This window comes from Albirhodobacter sp. R86504 (genome assembly GCF_042466415.1).
Taxonomy (GTDB): domain Bacteria; phylum Pseudomonadota; class Alphaproteobacteria; order Rhodobacterales; family Rhodobacteraceae; genus Albirhodobacter.
In genome coordinates, this window is the sequence record NZ_JAXHCH010000002.1 from 986787 (window position 1) to 1004480 (window position 17694).

Consider the following 17694-nt stretch of genomic DNA (forward strand, 5'->3'; position numbering starts at 1 on the left):
TTGGAAAGACGCTATGACCACCACGCTTGACGCCGCCTTTTGGATTTCCGCCGGGGCGATCGTTCTTCTGCTCGCTCTCTCGGGATTTTTCTCGGGGTCGGAGACCGCACTCACCGCCGCCAGCCGCGCCAAGCTGCGCGCGAAGGCGGATCGCGGCGATGCGGGCGCCATTGCTGCGCTCGATATCACCGAGGATAACGAGCGCCTGATCGGCGCGCTTTTGTTGGGCAATAACGTTGTAAATATCTCGGCCGCCTCGCTCGCGACGGCGGTTCTCACCAAGATCTTCGGCCCGTCCGGTGTCGCTGTGGCGACGTTGGGGATGACGATCCTTGTCCTGATTTTCTCCGAAGTGCTGCCCAAAACCTATGCCATTTCCAACCCTGAGAAAGTCGCCTCAAAGGTCTCGCGCCTCATCAAGGTTTTGATTTTCCTTCTCTCTCCGGTTGTCGCCATCGTTCGCATGATCGTTTGGGGCATATTGTGGGTCTGCGGGATGCGCACCGATAAAGACGCCCATATGTTCAGCATCCATGAGGAAATCGCCGGCGCACTGGCGATCGGCACGTCGGAGGGCACCGTCCAGAAAGAAGATCGCGACCGCCTCTTGGGCGCGCTTGATTTGGGCAATCGTACCGTCGAAGAAATCATGCGCCACCGCAGCCAGATCGAGATGATCGACGTGGAGGATGACTCCGGCGAGATTTTGAGCGCGGTGCTCGCCTCGCCCCATACCCGTCTGCCGCTTTACAAAGGCGAGCGCGAGAATGTCGTCGGCGTGATCCATGCGAAGGACCTGTTGCGCGCGGTCGAGAAAGTCGCGCGGCGCGAGGACGGCAATCTCGCCTCCGTGGCGGAGGTCGATGTCATGAAAGTGGCAATGAAGCCCTATTTCGTGCCGGAAACCACCCCTTTAGACGAGCAAATGCGCGAGTTTCTTAAACGCCGCACGCATTTCGCCTTGGTCGTGGATGAATACGGCGATCTCAAGGGCCTCATCACGTTGGAGGATATCCTTGAGGAGATCGTGGGCGAGATCACGGACGAACACGACCCGGCAGCGCCGGTGCCGCTCAAGCGATCGGAGGCTGGCGACTATCTTGTAGAAGGCGCGATGACGATTCGCGATTTGAACCGGATGATGGATTGGTCCCTGCCTGACGAGGAGGCCAACACCGTTGCAGGTCTGGTCATTCATGAAGCACAGCTGATCCCGTCACAAGGTCAGGTCTTCTCGTTCCACGGGTTCCGGTTTGAAGTCACAGGCCGCAAGGACAACCGCGTAACCACCCTGAAAATCAGGCCGCTCTAACGCTAAAAAATACGGGCCTCGGGGAGACTATCCGCCGAGGCCCGTACCTTACTTGCGAAACGGTGCGCGTTTTAGCCCAAAAGCTCATGGCAAAGCTCCAACGCCGATACCAGCGCATCGACTTCCTCGACCGTGTTATACATCCCGAACGAGGCGCGTGCCGTGGCCGATAGGCCCAGAAATTGCATCAGCGGCATCGCGCAATGCGACCCTGCCCGCACGGCAACGCCGCGCTTGTCGAGGATCGTTGAAATATCATGCGCATGCGCGGAACCGCTCAGCGTCATCGAGAAAATCGCCCCTTTGTCCGGCGTATTCCCCTGAATGTTCAACCAGTTGAGCCCTGCAAACCGCTCGGTCGCGTAATCGCGCAGACGGGTTTCATGCGCCGCGATATTATCCATGCCGACGCCCATCATATAGTCGATGGCAACACCCATCCCGTATTGCTGAACAATCCCTGGCGTGCCCGCCTCGAACTTCATTGGCGGGGTGTTATAGGTCACGCTATCGCGGGTGACTGTGTTAATCATGTCGCCGCCGCCCAAGAAAGGCCGCATCTCGGCCTGACGCTCATGGCGGATATAGATCGCGCCCGATCCGCTCGGACCGTAGAGTTTATGACCGGTAATCGCGTAAAAATCGGCGCCAATATCTTGCACATCCACCGGCATATGAACCGCAGCCTGCGATCCGTCAACCAACACCGGAACGCCCTTCGCCCGCGCCCCTGCACAAATCGATTTCACATCGACCAACGTTCCCAACACGTTTGACATATGCGTCACCGCGACAAGTTTCGTCTTCGGCCCGATCGCGGCCAGCACCTTCTCGGCGGGCAAGCTGCCATCTGCCTCCGGCTCGACCCATTTCAGCACAACACCAAGCCGCTCCCGCAAGAAATGCCACGGCACGATATTGGCGTGGTGCTCCAACACCGAAAGCACAATCTCGTCGCCCGCCTCAAACCGCGGCGCAGCCCAAGCGTAGCTGACGAGGTTAATCCCCTCCGTCGAGCCCGTGGTGAAGATGATGTCATCCTCCGACGCGGCATTCAGGAAGCGTGCGACGATCCCACGCACGGCCTCATATTTCTCGGTCGCAATCGTCGACAGCGTGTGAAGACCGCGATGCACGTTGGAGTAATCCTCCTCATACATCCGCGTCATCGCATCGATCACGACGCGGGGCTTTTGGGCCGATGCCCCGTTATCAAGGTAAACCAAAGGCTTACCATTCACTTCGCGCGAAAGAATCGGGAAGTCAGCGCGGATTTTCTGGATATCGAACATAGTTTAAACCCCTGCTACGGGCGCTATGCCAAGCACCGAAAGTAAAAGCATAAAGACCGTCCCCGCGCCAAACAGCGTGGCAATCATTCCGATCAAGACGGCGGGCGTGCTGGTGAATCCATGCAGCCCCTTCACAAAGCCGACAAGCATCACACACAGCAAAATGATCGAAATCATCCCTAGCAGCGAGGAGATCAGAACGACGAAGCCGCTCGGGAAGATCGGAAAGACAAATAGCGCCAAGGCAAGCTGCGCAAGTTGGATCACGAGGAGCGTTGCCTCAATCCAGACGACGAGGAGCAATGCATCCTCAAACCGGCCTTTGCCGCCAAAACTGCGGCCGACGAAGGCCATTGTCGCTGCGATGAACAAAATACCCGCCGCTTGCACGAAAGCCATGCGCAGCGGGGATGACATCAACGCGCTGAAAGGCGATGCGCCCTCTGTTGGCGTGCCATAAATCATCGTCAAAAGCGCGGTTGCCAGCGCCGAAATCACCACCACCGCCGCAAGCCCGAGCCAGCGCGCCTCACGCGGGATGCTCAAGCCAAGGATTGCGGGCACGGTTTTCGCAGGTTCACGCACCGCCGCGCGCATGAGGGTCGCGATCTGTTGCCACATTATGATGCTTCCGCTCCTTGTTCAAATTCCGCCACGCGCAAGGACGCCCCCCAAATCAGTGCGAAGATCGCCGCAATCGCAAGCCCAAGCAGGCTTGATTGCTGGCCCGCGCCGATAAAGCCCGCCACTAAGCCATGCAACAACATAAGCGGCGAAATCACCAGCATCGACCAGAACAACGCCTGCCGTGCGCGGTAAAAACTTCCCCGCCCCCCGAGGATTTTGGCGACGAGATGACTGACCGCGGCAATCAGATAGAAAACGGGAACCATCGCCAAAAGCGCGAGCGCCGTCCCCATCATCAGACCAACGAGCGGTTGATCGGCCTGAAACGCCTCTCGCGACAAACGCGGCCACTGGCCGATGAAAATCACGATCAGCGCCGCAAGCAAGAAGGTCAACGCTCGCGGCTCGGATTTAAGCCGCGAGAGATGTTCACGCATCACCGCACGCGGGGTGCGGTAGCTGCGACGGATGTCGTCGACCGCCGCCATGTTAGCTCTTGTGCCGGTTGAGCCAAGCCTCAAGACGCTCGGCGATCAGATCGCGCAGCGACTCCTCCTCGATCTCCTCCAACGCATCCGCGAGGAAGGACAGAACGAGCAGCGCACGCGCTTCTTCCATCGGAACGCCGCGCGAGCGAAGGTAGAACAGCGCCGTCTCGTCAATCGCGCCAGTCGTCGAGCCATGCGAACATTTCACATCATCTGCATAGATTTCCAACTCGGGCTTCGCGAGGAATTGCGCGTTATCATCGAGCAAAAGCGATTGCGAAATCTGATAGCCATCGGTCTTTTGCGCGCCCTGCGTGACAAGGATTTTTCCTTGGAAAACCCCCGTCGCCCCGTTTTTGAGCACCTTTTTGAAAACCTGACGGCTTTCACAGCGCTCTCCGCGGTGGGTGATGAAGATCGTATCATCGTGGTGGAACGGATCTTTCAGCCCGTCGCCCAAAGCCGCGCCCGCGACATGCGCGAAAGCGTCGCTGCCGACGATATCAATCACACATTCATTGCGGGTCAGTGCGCCGTTCGCCGTGAGAGTGAAGCTCTTGAACAAAGCCTCGCTCGCCACACGCGCGAAGATATGCGTGATTGCCCGCCGCTCCTGATCGCGTCCTTGGGTGCGGATGTGATGGAAACGCGATGTCGCCCCCAAATCCACTTCCAGCACGTTGTTGAACCGCGCGCCGGCTGGCCCGCTCTCCAACAAGGTGAGCTCGGCCCCCGCTTCCAGCTTAATGCAATGATGGAGGATCGGGTCGGAAACCTCTGATTTATGGTGATAAATCAACTCGACAGGTTTCTCGGCCTTGCCGGTAACGCGGATCAGGACACCGTCGGTTGCAGATGCGGTGTTCAGCGCCGCAAGCGGCCGCTTTACCGGCGTCTGGCCGTCTTTTTCCAACGCACCGTAGATCTCATCCGCCCATGCGGGCAAGCCATCAGCGAGACGCGAGAGTTCAATCCCCGCCATCGCCAGATCGCCGGAGGCTGCTGCGTCAAAGACGCCGTCGTTAAACACGATTTTCAAACTATCGACGGTGTCGAAAATCGGTGTCTCGCCGCCATCATCGAACACGGCAGCCTTCGCTACCTCGGCGGATACGAGGTCGCGCGGATCGGTGTAGCGCCAATATTCATCGCGCTTGGTGGGCAGGATCGCCGCCCGCTCGGCGGCTTGCGCGCGCGCCTGTTGAAGCGTTTCCTCCGTCATTAAAGAACCCCCTCGATCCCATGCTCTTTCAGGATCTCGGCATAGCCGTTCTTCTCGACTTCAAGCGCAAGCTCGGGGCCGCCCGTTTTGATGATGCGACCATCCGCCATGATATGCACGACATCCGGTTTAATGTGATCCAGAAGACGCTGATAATGCGTGATCACGAGGAACGACCGCCCCGCATCGCGCAGCGCATTCACGCCATCCGCAACAAGCCGCATCGCATCCACGTCGAGGCCGGAATCGGTCTCATCCAAGATGCACATTTTGGGCTCGAGCATCGCCATTTGCAGGATCTCGTTGCGCTTTTTCTCACCGCCGGAGAACCCGACATTGACCGGACGCTTGAGCATATCCGCATCAATCTTGAGCGATTTCGCCTTCGCGCGCACGACTTTGAGGAACTCTGCTGCCGACATCTCCTCCTCGCCGCGCAGCTTGCGCTGTGCGTTCACTGCGGTGCGCAGGAAGGTCATGTTGCCAACGCCCGGAATCTCGACCGGGTATTGGAACGCGAGGAACAACCCTGCCGCAGCGCGCTCCTCTGGGTCCATCTCGAGGATTTCTTCCCCCTCAAGAAGCGCCGAGCCATCGGTCACTTCATAGCCATCTTTGCCCGACAATACATAGGACAAAGTCGACTTCCCCGAGCCGTTCGGCCCCATGATCGCATGCACCTTGCCGTCTTCGACGGTCAGGTTCACACCTTTAAGGATGACTTTATCTTCTTCTTCAAGTTTGACGTGCAGGTTCTTGATCTCAAGCATATTTTTTCCTTAGTCGATGGTGACGGCGGTGCCGGAAACCGACACCATCAGCATGGATTTCCCGACGACCTCATAATCGAGATCGACGCCGATGACCGCGTTCGCGCCCAAACGCGCGGCACGGGCTTCCAGCTCTTTGAGCGCGGTTTCGCGCGCATCCGCCAGTTTGGATTCATAAACGGAGGAACGTCCTCCGAAGAAATCGGTGAAATTGGCGAAAACGTCGCGCACGACATTCGCGCCCATGATTGCCTCGCCCGTCACGATGCCGTGGTAGGCGAGCACATTATGCCCTTCAATTCCGTTTGTCGTCGTGCAGATCATTGCGCCCTCATTCCGCTTTGCGCTGCTTGCGCAGGAACCGCCAAACGGCGAGGCCACAGAAATACAGGAGCGCAAATGCCGCCATCGGCCCCGCGATCGTGGCGCGCGGCCAGTCGAAGATGAACACCATCCCCACGCCCCACAGCAACGTCACAAACGCGGTTTGATAGACGAGCGCGCGCATCAGCCAACAGACCCTTCGAGCGAAATCGCAACAAGCGCCTGTGCTTCCATTGCGAATTCCATCGGCAAGGCTTGCAATACGTCTTTGCAGAACCCGTTAACGACCAATGCCACGGCTTCTTCCTCGCCCATGCCACGCGCGCGGCAATAGAACAGCTGCTCATCATCGACCTTCGAGGTTGTTGCCTCGTGCTCGACGCGGCTCGAATTGTTTTTCACCTCGATATACGGCACGGTATGCGCCCCGCATTGATCGCCGATCAACAAGCTGTCGCATTGTGTGTAGTTGCGCGAATTCGTCGCCTTAGGGTGCATCGACACGAGGCCACGGTAGGTATTTTGCGCTTTGCCGGCCGAAATCCCTTTCGAGACGATCCGGCTTTTGGTGTTTTTGCCAAGGTGGATCATCTTCGTGCCGGTATCGGCCTGCTGCATGTTGTTCGCGATGGCGATCGAATAGAACTCGCCCTGCGCGTCATTGCCGCGCAAGATGCACGACGGATATTTCCACGTGATCGCGGAGCCGGTTTCCACCTGCGTCCACATCACCTTCGCGCGGTCGCCGCGGCAATCAGCACGCTTGGTCACGAAGTTATAAATACCGCCCTTGCCGTTTTCGTCGCCCGGGAACCAGTTTTGAACGGTCGAGTATTTCACCTCGGCGTCTTCGAGAATAACGATCTCGACGACGGCCGCGTGAAGCTGCGCCGTGTCGCGCTTGGGAGCGGTGCAACCTTCCAAGTAGCTGACATAGCTTCCTTTTTCGGCCACGATCAGGGTACGCTCAAACTGGCCTGTATTTTCCGCATTGATGCGGAAATAGGTCGACAGCTCCATCGGGCACTTGGTCCCCTCAGGGATATACACGAACGAGCCATCCGAAAAGACAGCGGAATTGAGCGTAGCGAAATAGTTATCGGACTGCGGCACGACCGACCCGATATATTTCTTCACCAACTCCGGATGCTCTTTGATTGCTTCCGAGATCGAGCAGAAGATGACGCCCGCTTTTTTCAGCTCGTCTTTGAACGTCGTGCCGACCGACACGGAATCGAAGACAGCATCAACCGCAACCTTGCGCTCGCCGGCCTCTTCCGCGCCCTCGACGCCCGCGAGGATCATCTGTTCCTTCAGCGGAATACCAAGTTTTGCGTAGGTCGCCAAAAGCTTGGGATCAACCTCATCCAGAGATTTCGGCTTTACTTCCATACTCTTGGGGCGAGCGTAGTAGTAGATATCCTGATAATCGATCTTCGGATAATCCAGCATCGCCCAATCCGGCTCGGACATTGTCTGCCAACGGCGGAACGCCGCGAGACGCCAGTCCAACATCCATTCGGGCTCCTCATTCTTAGCAGAGATAAGGCGCACAATCTCCTCGGAGACGCCCTTGGGCGCGTATTCCATTTCGATATCGGTATCCCAGCCGTATTTGTAGCTGCCCATATTCTGGACGGCCTCTACGGTCTCCCGATCGACACCTTCACGGACTTCGAGATCATCTACCACGTCAATTCCCTTTCATCAGGGCGCATCGCGCCCCGCAACATCGTCCCGCCGGTGGCGAAGGACAAACACCTTTCGGCCCCCGTCCCGTCTCCGCCCGTTACCGCGCCAGTGCCTTTTGCCGCGCCTTGCCCCAAGTCTCGGCAAAACGCAAAACATCCTCGCGCGTCACATCCGGCCCAATTGATATCCGCAGCGCACAGGCCGCTTCCATCTCACTATACCCCATCGCCTTGAGCACACGGCTCGCGCGGACTTTGCCCGATGAACAGGCAGATCCGGCAGAGACTGCGAATCCGGCCAGATCCATCCGCATCACCTGCGTCTCGCCCTTCCACCCCTCGCTGATCACGTTGAGGGTGTTGGGCAATAGCTGCGGGGCTGCGACATGATCGATGCCGGGTGCTGCGTGGCTCTTGGGGTCCCAACCCGCAAAATAGAGCGTTTCGCTAAGGCTTTCCAGAGCTGATTTTAGAATATTTCTAATTTCCGACACTTCATCCCAAACGCCGGACGCCAGATCGGCCGCCGCCGCCTCGGCCGCCGCGCCAAACCCTGCGATTCCAATCAGGTTTTCCGTGCCTGCACGCCGCCCCATCTCCTGCCCGCCGCCTTTCAGCTGCGCTGCAATATCTGTGCCGCGTTTGACGACCAATGCGCCGATTCCCTTCGGCCCGCCGAGCTTATGCGCCGAAATCGCCCCGCAGGTTGTGCCGAGCCAATTGAACGAGAACGGAATTTTTCCGAATCCCTGCGTCAGGTCAGAAAACCACAGCCCTTCCGGCAGCGTTTGCACAACGCCCGTCTCGGAATTGGCGAGTTGCAAAGCCGATCGCGTTGGGTCGACCACATCGACTTGGCCCGCGCGCGACACCGCCAAATCAGCCGTGCACCACGCACTGACCGCCTCATGCTCCACGTCTGCGCACTGTATCGCACGCCCCTGTAGGGCCAAAGCCGCCGACTCGGTTGCGCCCGATGTGAAGATGATATCGGCCCCGTCCGCCCCCAAAGCCGCCGCGATTTGCGCCCGCGCCGTCTCGATCACGTTCTTGGCCGCGCGCCCCTCCGCATGGACCGATGACGGGTTCCCCACCACCTCCATCGCCGCAATCATCGCCTCTTTCGACTCGCGCCGCAGCGGCGTCGTGGCATTCCAATCGAGATAGGTCCGGCGCATATCCACCCCCGCTTTACCAGCGTGCCCGCCCCTCACCCATCACAGGAGAGCGATGCAAGCATCTGATTTATCGTTAAGAATTTACAGATCACTCATCCACGACAGAAAAGAGCGACGGCACAGCAGGACAGGGTTTCAACCCGTTCTTTACCACATCTTGCAAGGTGGTTTGATGCAAGAATACAAAGACCTGCGCCGAAAGGCTTTCCCACAAACGGTTAGATAAGGACTGCGCCCGCGACCCCGAGATCCCGCCCGAAGCGCCCGCGCCGACGTGCAATGCGCTCACTGTTTCGTCGACCGCCTCAAAAATCTCGCTGATCCGGAGCTCTTTGGGGTCGCGCGCAAGACGATACCCGCCCCCCGGGCCGCGCACCGAGGTCACCAAGCCAGACCGGCGAAGGCGGACGAAAAGCTGTTCCAGATACGGCAGCGAAATATCCTGACGTTTGGAGATCTCGGCAAGCGACGTCAGCTCACCATCCTTCACCATCGCCAGATCAACAAGCGCCACCATTGCATACCGGCCTTTGGTCGAAAGCTTCATCTTCACTCCTTAACCGGATTGCGGGGCTCTTTTGCCCGAGGATCCGCTACAACACCAAGTCATCTTACAGTCATGAGCATTGACGCGGCGCGCCTTGCCGCTTAACTCAGGTCAACTAATATGGGCCATCCGCCCGTGATCGTAAATGCTCTAGGGTATCCGCGTAAGTCCGACAAGATTTAGCGGCCCGCAACAGTAAGAGGCAACCCGATGCCCGAAGTCATTTTCCCCGGTCCTGAAGGCCGTCTCGAAGGCCGCTACCATCCGCAGCAGATGCCGGATGCGCCAATTGCGATCATTTTGCATCCCGATCCGCAATTCGGCGGCACGATGAACAACCGCGTCGTCTATAACCTGCATTACGCGTTCCATAAGCTCGGGTTTACCGTTTTGCGGTTTAACTTCCGCGGCGTCGGTCGCTCGCAAGGCGAATACGATCAGGGCATCGGCGAATTGTCGGATGCGGCTTCCTCACTTGATTACTTGCAGGCGATGAACCCGAACTCCAAACATTGCTGGGTTGCGGGATTCTCGTTTGGCGCCTGGATCGGCATGCAGCTTTTGATGCGTCGTCCGGAAATCACAGGTTTCATTTCGGTCGCCCCGCCGGCGAATATGTATGATTTCTCGTTCCTTGCGCCATGCCCGTCATCGGGTCTGATCATCAATGGCACAGCCGACCGCGTTGCGCCGCCCAAAGACACGCACACGCTGGTAGGCAAGCTGCGCGAGCAAAAAGGCATCACCGTGACGCATGAGGAGATTGAGGGCGCGGATCACTTCTTCAAAGACGACGAAGCGCATATGAAGCCTATGATCAACACCGTGCAGGATTATGTGAAACGCCGCCTGACGGAAGGGTCGCGCTAATGAGCTACATTGACGATCTCGGGGACGAGCTTGCGCAACGCTGTATCGCAGCGATCGCGGAGACCGGCAACGAGGACCTCGTCAATGACATCAGCAAGCTTCTGGGCGCGACATCCCAATCCTTGCAAGAGAGCTTCATGACGGCGTTCCGGGTGCGCCGCGCCAACGCGCGGGCCAACGCACTTCTTGACGGCAAACTCGCCGCATTTCGAGGCGAAGGGTAAGACATTGCGAAAGCAACACCGAATATCACGAAGGGGCGCCTGCGCCCCTTCTTTATTTTCAAGGCGTTGCGTGGCAATATTGATCTATAGGATGAAGACATGACCCAGCGATTAGATCAACAGATGGCCTTTCTAACCGAGGCCGATAAGTTGAAATCCGTCCTCCGGGCGACAACGCTCGCGGATGGATCGCGGCGCGAAAATTCGGGCGAGCATAGCTGGCATCTCGCGCTCTACGCGCTGGTTCTTGCCGATCAGGCTCCGGCGGGCGTCGATATCAACCGCGTGATCAAAATGCTGTTGCTGCATGATCTGGTGGAGATTGACGTGGGCGATGTGCCGCTCCATTCGCAAAACGGTTTGGCCCATGGATCACACGATATTCAGGCGGCGGAATCCGCCGCAGCAAATCGAATTTTTGGAATTCTTCCCAGTGACTTGGCGGACGATCTTAGATCAACATGGGAAGAGTTTGAACGCGCCGAGACAGCGGACGCAATCTTCGCGAAATCCTTGGACCGCGTTCAGCCGGTGTTGCAAAATCTGGCCTGTGGCGGCGGATCATGGATCGAGTATAACGTGACCTATGACCAGTTGGAGGGCCGTGTCGGCGCCAAAGTCGCCCGCGGAGCGCCGCGCGTCTGGGATTGGGTCGCACAACGAGCGAAAGCTTGGTTTATCAATAGGAAGATCTCACAATGAGCAAACAAACCGTTAACGCGACCTACAAACAAACTCTGGATCCCGAAGCGTTCAAAGAGCTGCTGGAACATGCGGCCCCGATTTATATCTCGTCGCTGCAAGATCTCGGGCATTTCTTCAAGCGTTTGGAGGGGTTAGGCGAATGGGTTCACACGATGGAAGTCGATGAAATCGTGGATGGCAAACCTAAAGGGCGGCTGGATGTCGCGATGCTGGGCTTGGACGGTGAGGATGACTGGGATGTCCCTCTCGAGCCCAAGCGGATGCGTGAGGTTTTAAAAAGCAAAATCAAGATGATGCGTGAGGAATCTAAACTATTCCAGATGCGTGTTTGGATGGGCGAATACGCCTAATTAAGGCGTTAGGCGGCTCCGTTAAGGGAGCTGCCCGACCTTCGCCAAATGATCCCGCGCCGCGCGTAACGGGCGACCGGCAAGCCAGTCGTTAACCGCGCAAGCCGAGCGCGTATAGACCGGCCCCGCGCCACCACTTTGCCGCGAAAACGCTTGAAATTCCTCACGATTTTTAGGAAGCGGCTTTCCCTTCTCGGCGGCGCAGGCAGTGCTCTGCGCGGGATAGCCCACCGACTTCGAAGCCAGCGTCGCAATCCCTTCATCAAACCAAGCCGGCAAGCGCGACGCACCGCCAAGCGACAAAGGCATCGCGGACGCCATCTGCGCATGGGTAAGCTCATGCACATAGGTCGTAGGATCAGCAACAGCCTTTGAAGACATCGTGATGAGGAAAACGCCGTAAGTCATTGCACGGCTTGTCATATTATTATTTTGATCACAGGCAGGGCTTGCGCAAATATGCCACTGCGGGGTTGCGTATAGCCCGCCGAAGATCTGCCGCATCGCCTGTTGCGCGGCACCGATGCGCCCCAAAATCGCTTTACGTTCCGCCTCGCGCACGCCGGTTTCGATCCAGATTCCGCGCATCTCTTGCGACATGCCCTGCGCCAGGCCCGGCAAAGATTGTGCGTGTGAGGGCGTTATAAAGACAAATGCAGCAAGATTGGCGAACGCCATCGCTTTAAGCAGAGCGCGAACGGGCCGAGACTTCGGGACTATAGCCATGTGATCATCATCCTGTGTTGTGAAGACCTGCTAAGCGGCGGGCATGCGCGCGTCCAAACACAAAGACGTATGCGCTCACTCGGTATACATCGGTATACACTACTAGCCAAGCGCCCATAGATCGGGTAAAGAAGCCGCAAGACGAGTAACCCCAACAATGAGGCCGTTATGACCAAGATCAAGGTAGCTAACCCCGTCGTCGAACTCGACGGCGATGAAATGACCCGCATCATGTGGGACTTCATCAAGCAAAAACTGATCCTGCCCTATCTCGACATCGACCTGAAATATTATGACCTCAGCATCGAGGAGCGTGACCGCACGAACGATCAGATCACCATCGACGCGGCCAATGCCATTAAAGAGCATGGCGTGGGCGTCAAATGTGCAACGATCACGCCGGATGAACAGCGCGTTGAAGAATTCGGCCTCAAGCAGATGTGGCGTTCGCCCAATGGCACGATCCGCAATATCCTCGGCGGCGTGATTTTCCGCGAGCCGATCATTTGCAAAAATGTGCCGCGCCTCGTGCCGGGCTGGACGAAACCGATTGTCGTCGGCCGTCATGCCTATGGCGATCAATACCGCGCGACCGATTTCCGCTTCCCGGGTAAGGGCAAGCTGACGATCAAATTCGTTGGCGAAGACGGCGAGACGATCGAGCGTGAAGTGTTCGACGCCCCCGGCGCCGGCGTGACGATGGCGATGTACAATCTCGATGAGTTGATCCTTGATTTCGCCCGCGCGTCGATGAATTACGGCCTGACCAAAGGCTGGCCCGTCTATCTTTCGACGAAGAACACGATCTTGAAGGCCTATGACGGTCGCTTCAAAGACCTGTTCCAGCAGGTTTATGATCAAGAATTTGCGGAACAGTTTGAAGCCGCAGGCATCACATACGAGCACCGCCTGATCGATGATATGGTGGCGTCGGCCATGAAATGGTCGGGCGGCTATGTTTGGGCCTGTAAGAACTATGACGGTGATGTGCAGTCGGATACCGTCGCGCAGGGCTTCGGCTCGCTCGGTCTGATGACCTCCGTGTTGATGACGCCCGATGGAAAAACCGTCGAGGCGGAGGCCGCGCATGGCACCGTCACGCGCCATTACCGCCAACATCAGGCGGGCAAGGAAACCTCAACAAACTCGATCGCGTCGATCTTCGCGTGGTCGGGCGGCTTGAAGCATCGCGCAAAGCTCGATGACAACGCCGAGCTGCTGCGGTTTGCGGAAACCCTCGAGAAAGTCACCGTCCAGACGGTCGAAGATGGCCATATGACCAAGGATCTCGCCCTGCTCGTTGGCCCTGATCAAAAGTGGCTGACCACGATGGGCTATCTCGAGAAGGTCGACGAATACCTCAACAAGGCGCTTAAGGGCTAAGCCCGCCCGCGTCCGCGCAAAGGATTATAAAGGGCGGAGACCTCTCCGCCCTTTCTCTTGCGCGCTCAATCGTGACGCGTTAGGCCAGAGGGGATCGACTGGCCTAGCCCGAAAGCACCAATATGAAGCCCCCAAAAACGCCAAAACCTCCCGCCTCACATTCTTTGAGTGACGATGCGCAAGGGATTGTTTTCGGCGCCTTTATGGCGGCCTTCGGCATCACGATCCTGACCCATTCGGGGTTTGTCACCGGTCAGACCGCCGGGCTTGCGGTGCTGCTCTCCTATACGACGGGATGGTCGTTCGGCGCGGTGTTCTTCGCGATCAACCTGCCGTTCTATTGGCTCGGCTACAAACGTCTGGGCAGTGTGTTCGTCCTCAAAACCTTCGCCGCGGTCGGATTATTGTCGTTATTTTCCGCGATCATGCCACGCTACATCAGCTTCGATGCGCTGAACCCCGCCTTCGCGGCCATCTTATTCGGCTTTTCCTCTGGCGCGGGCCTTCTCGCGCTGTTCCGACACGGCGCAAGCCTCGGGGGCGTCGGGATCGTTGCGATTTATCTTCAGGATAAAACCGGGTTCAAGGCGGGCAAGACACAGCTTTTGTTCGATGTCGTGGTCTTTGCCGTAGCGCTTCTCTTGCGCGATCCGCTCACGGTCGCTTGGTCCTTCCTTGGCGCGCTTGTCCTCAATATGGTGATCATGATGAATCACCGCAGGGATCGCTATATCGCGACATAATCCGGAGGCCTCATGGCGCCCAATTACATGACCTATGTCTATTTGCTGATTGCGGTGCTGTTTGAGACCTTCGGCTCGACCTGCCTTCAAGCGAGCCAGCAGTTCACCAAACTCATGCCGTCTCTCGGGGTGCTGTTTGGGTTCGCGGGCGCGTTTTACTTCTTCACGCTCGTGCTGCGCGATCTGCCTTTGGGTATTACCTACGCGCTCTGGTCCGGAATCGGTATGATCCTGATCACCGCCTCCGGCCGCATCATCTTCGGGCAAAAGCTGGACGCCCCCGCGATGCTCGGATTGGCGCTTATTATTGCAGGGATCGTTGTCATCAACCTGTTTTCCAAGTCTGGCACGCATTAAGCGCGCATAAGGCTGGTCTTTGGAGTCGTTTCACGCTATGCGCGGCACAAAGCACGAATAGGCGGATAAAATGGACCTTCGCAATATCGCGATTATCGCACACGTTGACCACGGGAAAACCACCCTCGTTGACAAACTCCTGAGCCAGTCTGGCGCATTCCGGGAGAACCAAGCCGTGGCCGAACGCGCCATGGATAACAACGACATCGAGCGCGAGCGCGGGATCACCATCCTTGCCAAGTGTACGAGCGTTGAATGGAAAGGCACGCGGATCAACATCGTTGACACGCCAGGCCACGCCGACTTCGGCGGCGAGGTGGAGCGTATCCTCTCGATGGTTGACGGCGTTTGCCTGTTGGTCGACGCGGCTGAAGGCCCGATGCCGCAAACGAAATTCGTTTGCTCGAAGGCCCTCGCCCTCGGTCTCAAACCGATCGTCGTTTTGAACAAGGTCGACAAGCCCGCCGCAGAGCCGGATCGTGCGCTTGACCAAGTCTTCGATCTCTTCGCCAACTTGGGCGCGGATGACGAGCAACTCGACTTCCCGCATGTTTACGCATCGGGTATCGGCGGTTGGGCTGACAACGTCCTCGACGGCCCGCGCGAGAACCTCGACGCGCTGTTCGATCTGATCGTTGATCACGTCAAAACACCAAAGCAGGTCGAGCGCGCTGACGAGCCGTTCCAGATGCTCGCAACAACCCTCGGCGCCGACCCGTTCATCGGTCGGATCCTGACCGGCCGCGTTGAAGCTGGCCGCGTTAAGGTTGGCGACAGCGTGAAAGCTCTTTCGCGCAAAGGCGACAAAATCGAACAATTCCGGATCACCAAGATCCTGGCGTTCCGTGGCCTGTCGCAACAGCCGATCGAAGAAGCAGAAGCAGGCGACATCGTGTCAATCGCGGGCATGACCAAAGCGACCGTGGCCGACACAATCTGTGCGCTCGACGTCGACAAGGCAATCGACGCGCAGCCGATTGATCCGCCGACCATCTCTGTGACCTTCTCGATCAACGACAGCCCGCTCGCGGGTAAGGACGGCTCCAAGGTGCAATCGCGGATCATCCGTGAGCGTCTCTTGAAAGAGGCTGAAACCAACGTCGCAATCCGCGTCGAAGATACACCGGGCGGCGAAGCCTTCGTGGTCTCGGGCCGTGGCGAATTGCAAATGGGCGTTCTCATTGAAAACATGCGCCGTGAGGGCTTCGAATTGTCGATCTCGCGTCCGCGCGTGATCTTCCGCGAAGAAAACGGCGTGCGCATGGAGCCGATCGAGGAAGTCATCATCGACGTGGATGATGAATACTCGGGCGTTGTGATCGAGAAACTGACCGGTCACCGCAAGGGCGATCTGGCGGAAATGCGTCCGGCTGGCGTGGGCAAAACCCGCATCGTCGCACATGTCCCGTCGCGCGGCCTGATCGGTTACCAAGGCGAATTCATGACCGATACGCGCGGCAACGGCGTGTTGAACCGGATCTTCCATGACTGGGCGCCTTACAAAGGCCCGATCTCGGGTCGTCGCCAAGGCGTTCTGATCTCGATGGAAAACGGCACTTCGGTCTCCTACGCACTGTGGAAGCTCGAAGATCGCGGTAAGTTCTTCATCGGCGCGCAGGAAGCTGTGTACCAAGGCATGATCTTGGGCGAGCATAACCGCGACAACGATCTGGAAATCAACCCGCTCAAGGGCAAACAGCTGACCAACGTGCGCGCTTCGGGCACGGATGAAGCCGTTCGCCTGACAACGCCGGTCCGGATGTCGCTCGAAGAAGCGATTGCCTATATCGACGACGACGAGTTGGTAGAAGTAACGCCGAAGGCCGTTCGTCTTCGCAAGCGCTACCTCGATCCGCATGAGCGCAAGCGCATGGCAAAAGTCGAAGCATAATTCGATTCTTTATCTGGAAACGGGGGGCCAATCGGTCCCCCGTTTTCGTTTGTGCGGCCATCTTCCGGGGGCTCGCCGGAGCGCATGACGCTAACGCGCGACATCGACGCATAAGAAAACGCGCGGGAAAACCCTTCCCGCGCGTTCCGAAACTCTAAAACCGAGGCTTATTGCGCCGCGAGCGCTTCCTCGCAGCTCGGCGTGAATGGCTCGATCGTCATATCCTTGCCCTCAAACGTGCAGAACGAATTGGCAGGAACCGAGCACCAATCCGCTTGCCCCGTCTCCAATGGCTCGGACACAACCGCACGCCCACCCCGCGAACTCGACCAGCGATGGAACAAAGTCGGGGCCTGATCGTCGGAGGCATAGCGAATGGCATAGAGGCGCTTCCCATCCGAAAACGCACATGTCAGGCGCATATGCGGCGCCGCGCCGCGCGCCTTTGACAAGGCCTCGAATTGTGCGGCAGCCTGTTCCATCGCAGCTTTCGGATCAGCATCCAAACCCAGACCAAGCGCGACGAGGAAAAGCGCCTCGCTGTCGGTCGCGCCTTTGCGCTGCGGGTAAAGCGCATCGCAAATCATCATCTCGGCATCGCGGCGAAACGCATCATACCCGCCAATCTGCCCGTTATGCATGAAGCTCCAACGGCCAACAGTGAAGGGGTGACAATTGTTGCGCGATGTCGCTGTGCCGGTCGACGCGCGGACATGGGACAAAAAGAGCGAGGATTTCACCTGCCCGATCAACGATTTGAGATTGGGATCCGACCACGCCGGCAAAACGTCTCGGTATTGCCCCGGCGTTTCCCGATCGCCGTACCAAGCCAACCCGAACCCGTCCGCGTTGATCGCCGTATGGCATTTCGTCGCGCATTGCGACTGATGGATCAGCGAATGCCCAGGCCTGCTGATAATATCCTCAAGGTAGATTTCGCGCCCGATATAGGCAGCCCAGCGACACATAGTGACCTCACAGGCGGTTGTTTCCG

General features: G+C 57.9%; 21 protein-coding genes. 9 read left to right on the top strand and 12 right to left on the bottom strand.

What is annotated here, in order from left to right; all coding sequences use genetic code 11:
- Positions 1 to 13 precede the first annotated feature (13 nt).
- Entirely contained in the window at positions 14 to 1312 is a 1299-nt protein-coding gene (locus tag SJY32_RS06745; protein WP_376873178.1) for an HlyC/CorC family transporter, read from the top strand.
- Between the two features lie 71 nt (positions 1313 to 1383).
- On the opposite strand, the gene SJY32_RS06750 is transcribed toward SJY32_RS06745, so the two are convergent.
- The 10 genes from SJY32_RS06750 to SJY32_RS06795 all read right to left on the bottom strand — a co-directional run bounded on the left by SJY32_RS06750 (position 1384) and on the right by SJY32_RS06795 (position 9451).
- A complete protein-coding gene (locus SJY32_RS06750) occupies positions 1384 to 2604 on the bottom strand; it encodes a cysteine desulfurase (RefSeq protein ID WP_376873181.1) in 1221 nt (406 codons plus the stop codon).
- Positions 2605 to 2607: 3 nt separating this feature from the next.
- Complete coding sequence (locus tag SJY32_RS06755) at positions 2608 to 3225, bottom strand: YIP1 family protein (RefSeq protein ID WP_376873184.1); 618 nt, start codon at positions 3223 to 3225, stop codon at positions 2608 to 2610.
- Positions 3225 to 3719, bottom strand: a complete 495-nt coding sequence (locus SJY32_RS06760) for a Yip1 family protein (protein ID WP_376873187.1) — start codon at positions 3717 to 3719, stop codon at positions 3225 to 3227. The genes SJY32_RS06755 and SJY32_RS06760 overlap by 1 nt, the downstream gene beginning before the upstream one ends.
- A 1-nt stretch (position 3720) precedes the next feature.
- Positions 3721 to 4941: a Fe-S cluster assembly protein SufD gene (gene sufD / locus SJY32_RS06765; protein WP_376873190.1), complete on the bottom strand. Its 1221-nt coding sequence runs from the start codon at positions 4939 to 4941 to the stop codon at positions 3721 to 3723.
- Positions 4941 to 5711, bottom strand: coding sequence for a Fe-S cluster assembly ATPase SufC (gene sufC, locus SJY32_RS06770; protein WP_376873193.1), 771 nt, complete (start codon positions 5709 to 5711; stop codon positions 4941 to 4943). The genes sufD and sufC overlap by 1 nt, the downstream gene beginning before the upstream one ends.
- 9 nt (positions 5712 to 5720) lie before the next feature.
- A complete protein-coding gene (locus SJY32_RS06775) occupies positions 5721 to 6035 on the bottom strand; it encodes a YbjQ family protein (RefSeq protein ID WP_376873196.1) in 315 nt (104 codons plus the stop codon).
- Positions 6036 to 6042: 7 nt separating this feature from the next.
- Positions 6043 to 6219, bottom strand: a complete 177-nt coding sequence (locus tag SJY32_RS06780; protein WP_376873199.1) for a hypothetical protein — start codon at positions 6217 to 6219, stop codon at positions 6043 to 6045.
- A complete protein-coding gene (gene sufB, locus SJY32_RS06785) occupies positions 6219 to 7727 on the bottom strand; it encodes a Fe-S cluster assembly protein SufB (RefSeq protein ID WP_376873202.1) in 1509 nt (502 codons plus the stop codon). The genes SJY32_RS06780 and sufB overlap by 1 nt, the downstream gene beginning before the upstream one ends.
- 97 nt (positions 7728 to 7824) lie before the next feature.
- Positions 7825 to 8904 (bottom strand): cysteine desulfurase family protein, encoded by a 1080-nt coding sequence (locus tag SJY32_RS06790; protein ID WP_376873204.1) that lies wholly within the window; start codon positions 8902 to 8904, stop codon positions 7825 to 7827.
- 88 nt (positions 8905 to 8992) lie between these two features.
- The gene (locus SJY32_RS06795; RefSeq protein WP_376873207.1) at positions 8993 to 9451 is read right to left on the bottom strand and encodes an Rrf2 family transcriptional regulator; all 459 of its coding nucleotides are present in this window, start codon (positions 9449 to 9451) and stop codon (positions 8993 to 8995) included.
- A gap of 210 nt (positions 9452 to 9661) precedes the next feature.
- Here SJY32_RS06795 and SJY32_RS06800 point away from each other — a divergent pair, with 210 nt between their 5' ends.
- The 4 genes from SJY32_RS06800 to SJY32_RS06815 all read left to right on the top strand — a co-directional run bounded on the left by SJY32_RS06800 (position 9662) and on the right by SJY32_RS06815 (position 11600).
- Positions 9662 to 10321 (top strand): alpha/beta hydrolase, encoded by a 660-nt coding sequence (locus SJY32_RS06800; protein WP_376873210.1) that lies wholly within the window; start codon positions 9662 to 9664, stop codon positions 10319 to 10321.
- The gene (locus tag SJY32_RS06805; RefSeq protein WP_376873213.1) at positions 10321 to 10545 is read left to right on the top strand and encodes a hypothetical protein; all 225 of its coding nucleotides are present in this window, start codon (positions 10321 to 10323) and stop codon (positions 10543 to 10545) included. The genes SJY32_RS06800 and SJY32_RS06805 overlap by 1 nt, the downstream gene beginning before the upstream one ends.
- Positions 10546 to 10644: 99 nt before the next feature.
- On the top strand, positions 10645 to 11247 hold the full coding sequence (locus SJY32_RS06810) for an HD family hydrolase (RefSeq protein ID WP_376873216.1): 603 nt from the start codon (positions 10645 to 10647) through the stop codon (positions 11245 to 11247).
- Positions 11244 to 11600: a hypothetical protein gene (locus SJY32_RS06815; RefSeq protein ID WP_376873219.1), complete on the top strand. Its 357-nt coding sequence runs from the start codon at positions 11244 to 11246 to the stop codon at positions 11598 to 11600. The genes SJY32_RS06810 and SJY32_RS06815 overlap by 4 nt, the downstream gene beginning before the upstream one ends.
- 21 nt (positions 11601 to 11621) lie before the next feature.
- Here SJY32_RS06815 and SJY32_RS06820 read toward each other — a convergent pair whose 3' ends face one another.
- On the bottom strand, positions 11622 to 12326 hold the full coding sequence (locus SJY32_RS06820) for a hypothetical protein (RefSeq protein ID WP_376873222.1): 705 nt from the start codon (positions 12324 to 12326) through the stop codon (positions 11622 to 11624).
- A gap of 168 nt (positions 12327 to 12494) precedes the next feature.
- On the opposite strand from SJY32_RS06820, the gene SJY32_RS06825 reads away from it, so the two are divergent.
- The 4 genes from SJY32_RS06825 to typA all read left to right on the top strand — a co-directional run bounded on the left by SJY32_RS06825 (position 12495) and on the right by typA (position 16700).
- Positions 12495 to 13709: an NADP-dependent isocitrate dehydrogenase gene (locus SJY32_RS06825; RefSeq protein ID WP_376873225.1), complete on the top strand. Its 1215-nt coding sequence runs from the start codon at positions 12495 to 12497 to the stop codon at positions 13707 to 13709.
- 122 nt (positions 13710 to 13831) lie between these two features.
- A complete protein-coding gene (locus SJY32_RS06830; RefSeq protein ID WP_376873228.1) occupies positions 13832 to 14452 on the top strand; it encodes a YitT family protein in 621 nt (206 codons plus the stop codon).
- A 12-nt stretch (positions 14453 to 14464) separates the two neighbouring features.
- Positions 14465 to 14809 carry a DMT family transporter gene (locus SJY32_RS06835; protein WP_376873231.1) on the top strand — a complete coding sequence of 115 codons (345 nt, stop codon included), beginning with the start codon at positions 14465 to 14467 and terminating at the stop codon, positions 14807 to 14809.
- 70 nt (positions 14810 to 14879) lie between these two features.
- Complete coding sequence (gene typA / locus SJY32_RS06840) at positions 14880 to 16700, top strand: translational GTPase TypA (RefSeq protein ID WP_376873234.1); 1821 nt, start codon at positions 14880 to 14882, stop codon at positions 16698 to 16700.
- A 167-nt stretch (positions 16701 to 16867) separates the two neighbouring features.
- Here the strand turns inward: typA and SJY32_RS06845 are convergent, their stop codons facing one another.
- Positions 16868 to 17668, bottom strand: a complete 801-nt coding sequence (locus SJY32_RS06845) for a class II glutamine amidotransferase (protein WP_376873237.1) — start codon at positions 17666 to 17668, stop codon at positions 16868 to 16870.
- Positions 17669 to 17694 lie beyond the last annotated feature (26 nt).

Coding starts and splice junctions, on each gene's coding strand:
- SJY32_RS06775 (WP_376873196.1), bottom strand. CDS start 6,035: ATGATCTGCACGACGACAAACGGAATTGAAGGGCATAATGTGCTCGCC.
- SJY32_RS06815 (WP_376873219.1), top strand. CDS start 11,244: ATGAGCAAACAAACCGTTAACGCGACCTACAAACAAACTCTGGATCCC.
- sufD (WP_376873190.1), bottom strand. CDS start 4,941: ATGACGGAGGAAACGCTTCAACAGGCGCGCGCGCAAGCCGCCGAGCGG.
- SJY32_RS06750 (WP_376873181.1), bottom strand. CDS start 2,604: ATGTTCGATATCCAGAAAATCCGCGCTGACTTCCCGATTCTTTCGCGC.
- SJY32_RS06845 (WP_376873237.1), bottom strand. CDS start 17,668: ATGTGTCGCTGGGCTGCCTATATCGGGCGCGAAATCTACCTTGAGGAT.
- typA (WP_376873234.1), top strand. CDS start 14,880: ATGGACCTTCGCAATATCGCGATTATCGCACACGTTGACCACGGGAAA.
- SJY32_RS06745 (WP_376873178.1), top strand. CDS start 14: ATGACCACCACGCTTGACGCCGCCTTTTGGATTTCCGCCGGGGCGATC.
- SJY32_RS06810 (WP_376873216.1), top strand. CDS start 10,645: ATGACCCAGCGATTAGATCAACAGATGGCCTTTCTAACCGAGGCCGAT.
- SJY32_RS06800 (WP_376873210.1), top strand. CDS start 9,662: ATGCCCGAAGTCATTTTCCCCGGTCCTGAAGGCCGTCTCGAAGGCCGC.
- SJY32_RS06780 (WP_376873199.1), bottom strand. CDS start 6,219: ATGCGCGCGCTCGTCTATCAAACCGCGTTTGTGACGTTGCTGTGGGGC.
- SJY32_RS06755 (WP_376873184.1), bottom strand. CDS start 3,225: ATGTGGCAACAGATCGCGACCCTCATGCGCGCGGCGGTGCGTGAACCT.
- SJY32_RS06825 (WP_376873225.1), top strand. CDS start 12,495: ATGACCAAGATCAAGGTAGCTAACCCCGTCGTCGAACTCGACGGCGAT.
- SJY32_RS06760 (WP_376873187.1), bottom strand. CDS start 3,719: ATGGCGGCGGTCGACGACATCCGTCGCAGCTACCGCACCCCGCGTGCG.
- SJY32_RS06835 (WP_376873231.1), top strand. CDS start 14,465: ATGGCGCCCAATTACATGACCTATGTCTATTTGCTGATTGCGGTGCTG.
- SJY32_RS06830 (WP_376873228.1), top strand. CDS start 13,832: ATGAAGCCCCCAAAAACGCCAAAACCTCCCGCCTCACATTCTTTGAGT.
- SJY32_RS06820 (WP_376873222.1), bottom strand. CDS start 12,326: ATGGCTATAGTCCCGAAGTCTCGGCCCGTTCGCGCTCTGCTTAAAGCG.
- SJY32_RS06790 (WP_376873204.1), bottom strand. CDS start 8,904: ATGCGCCGGACCTATCTCGATTGGAATGCCACGACGCCGCTGCGGCGC.
- sufC (WP_376873193.1), bottom strand. CDS start 5,711: ATGCTTGAGATCAAGAACCTGCACGTCAAACTTGAAGAAGAAGATAAA.
- SJY32_RS06805 (WP_376873213.1), top strand. CDS start 10,321: ATGAGCTACATTGACGATCTCGGGGACGAGCTTGCGCAACGCTGTATC.
- SJY32_RS06795 (WP_376873207.1), bottom strand. CDS start 9,451: ATGAAGCTTTCGACCAAAGGCCGGTATGCAATGGTGGCGCTTGTTGAT.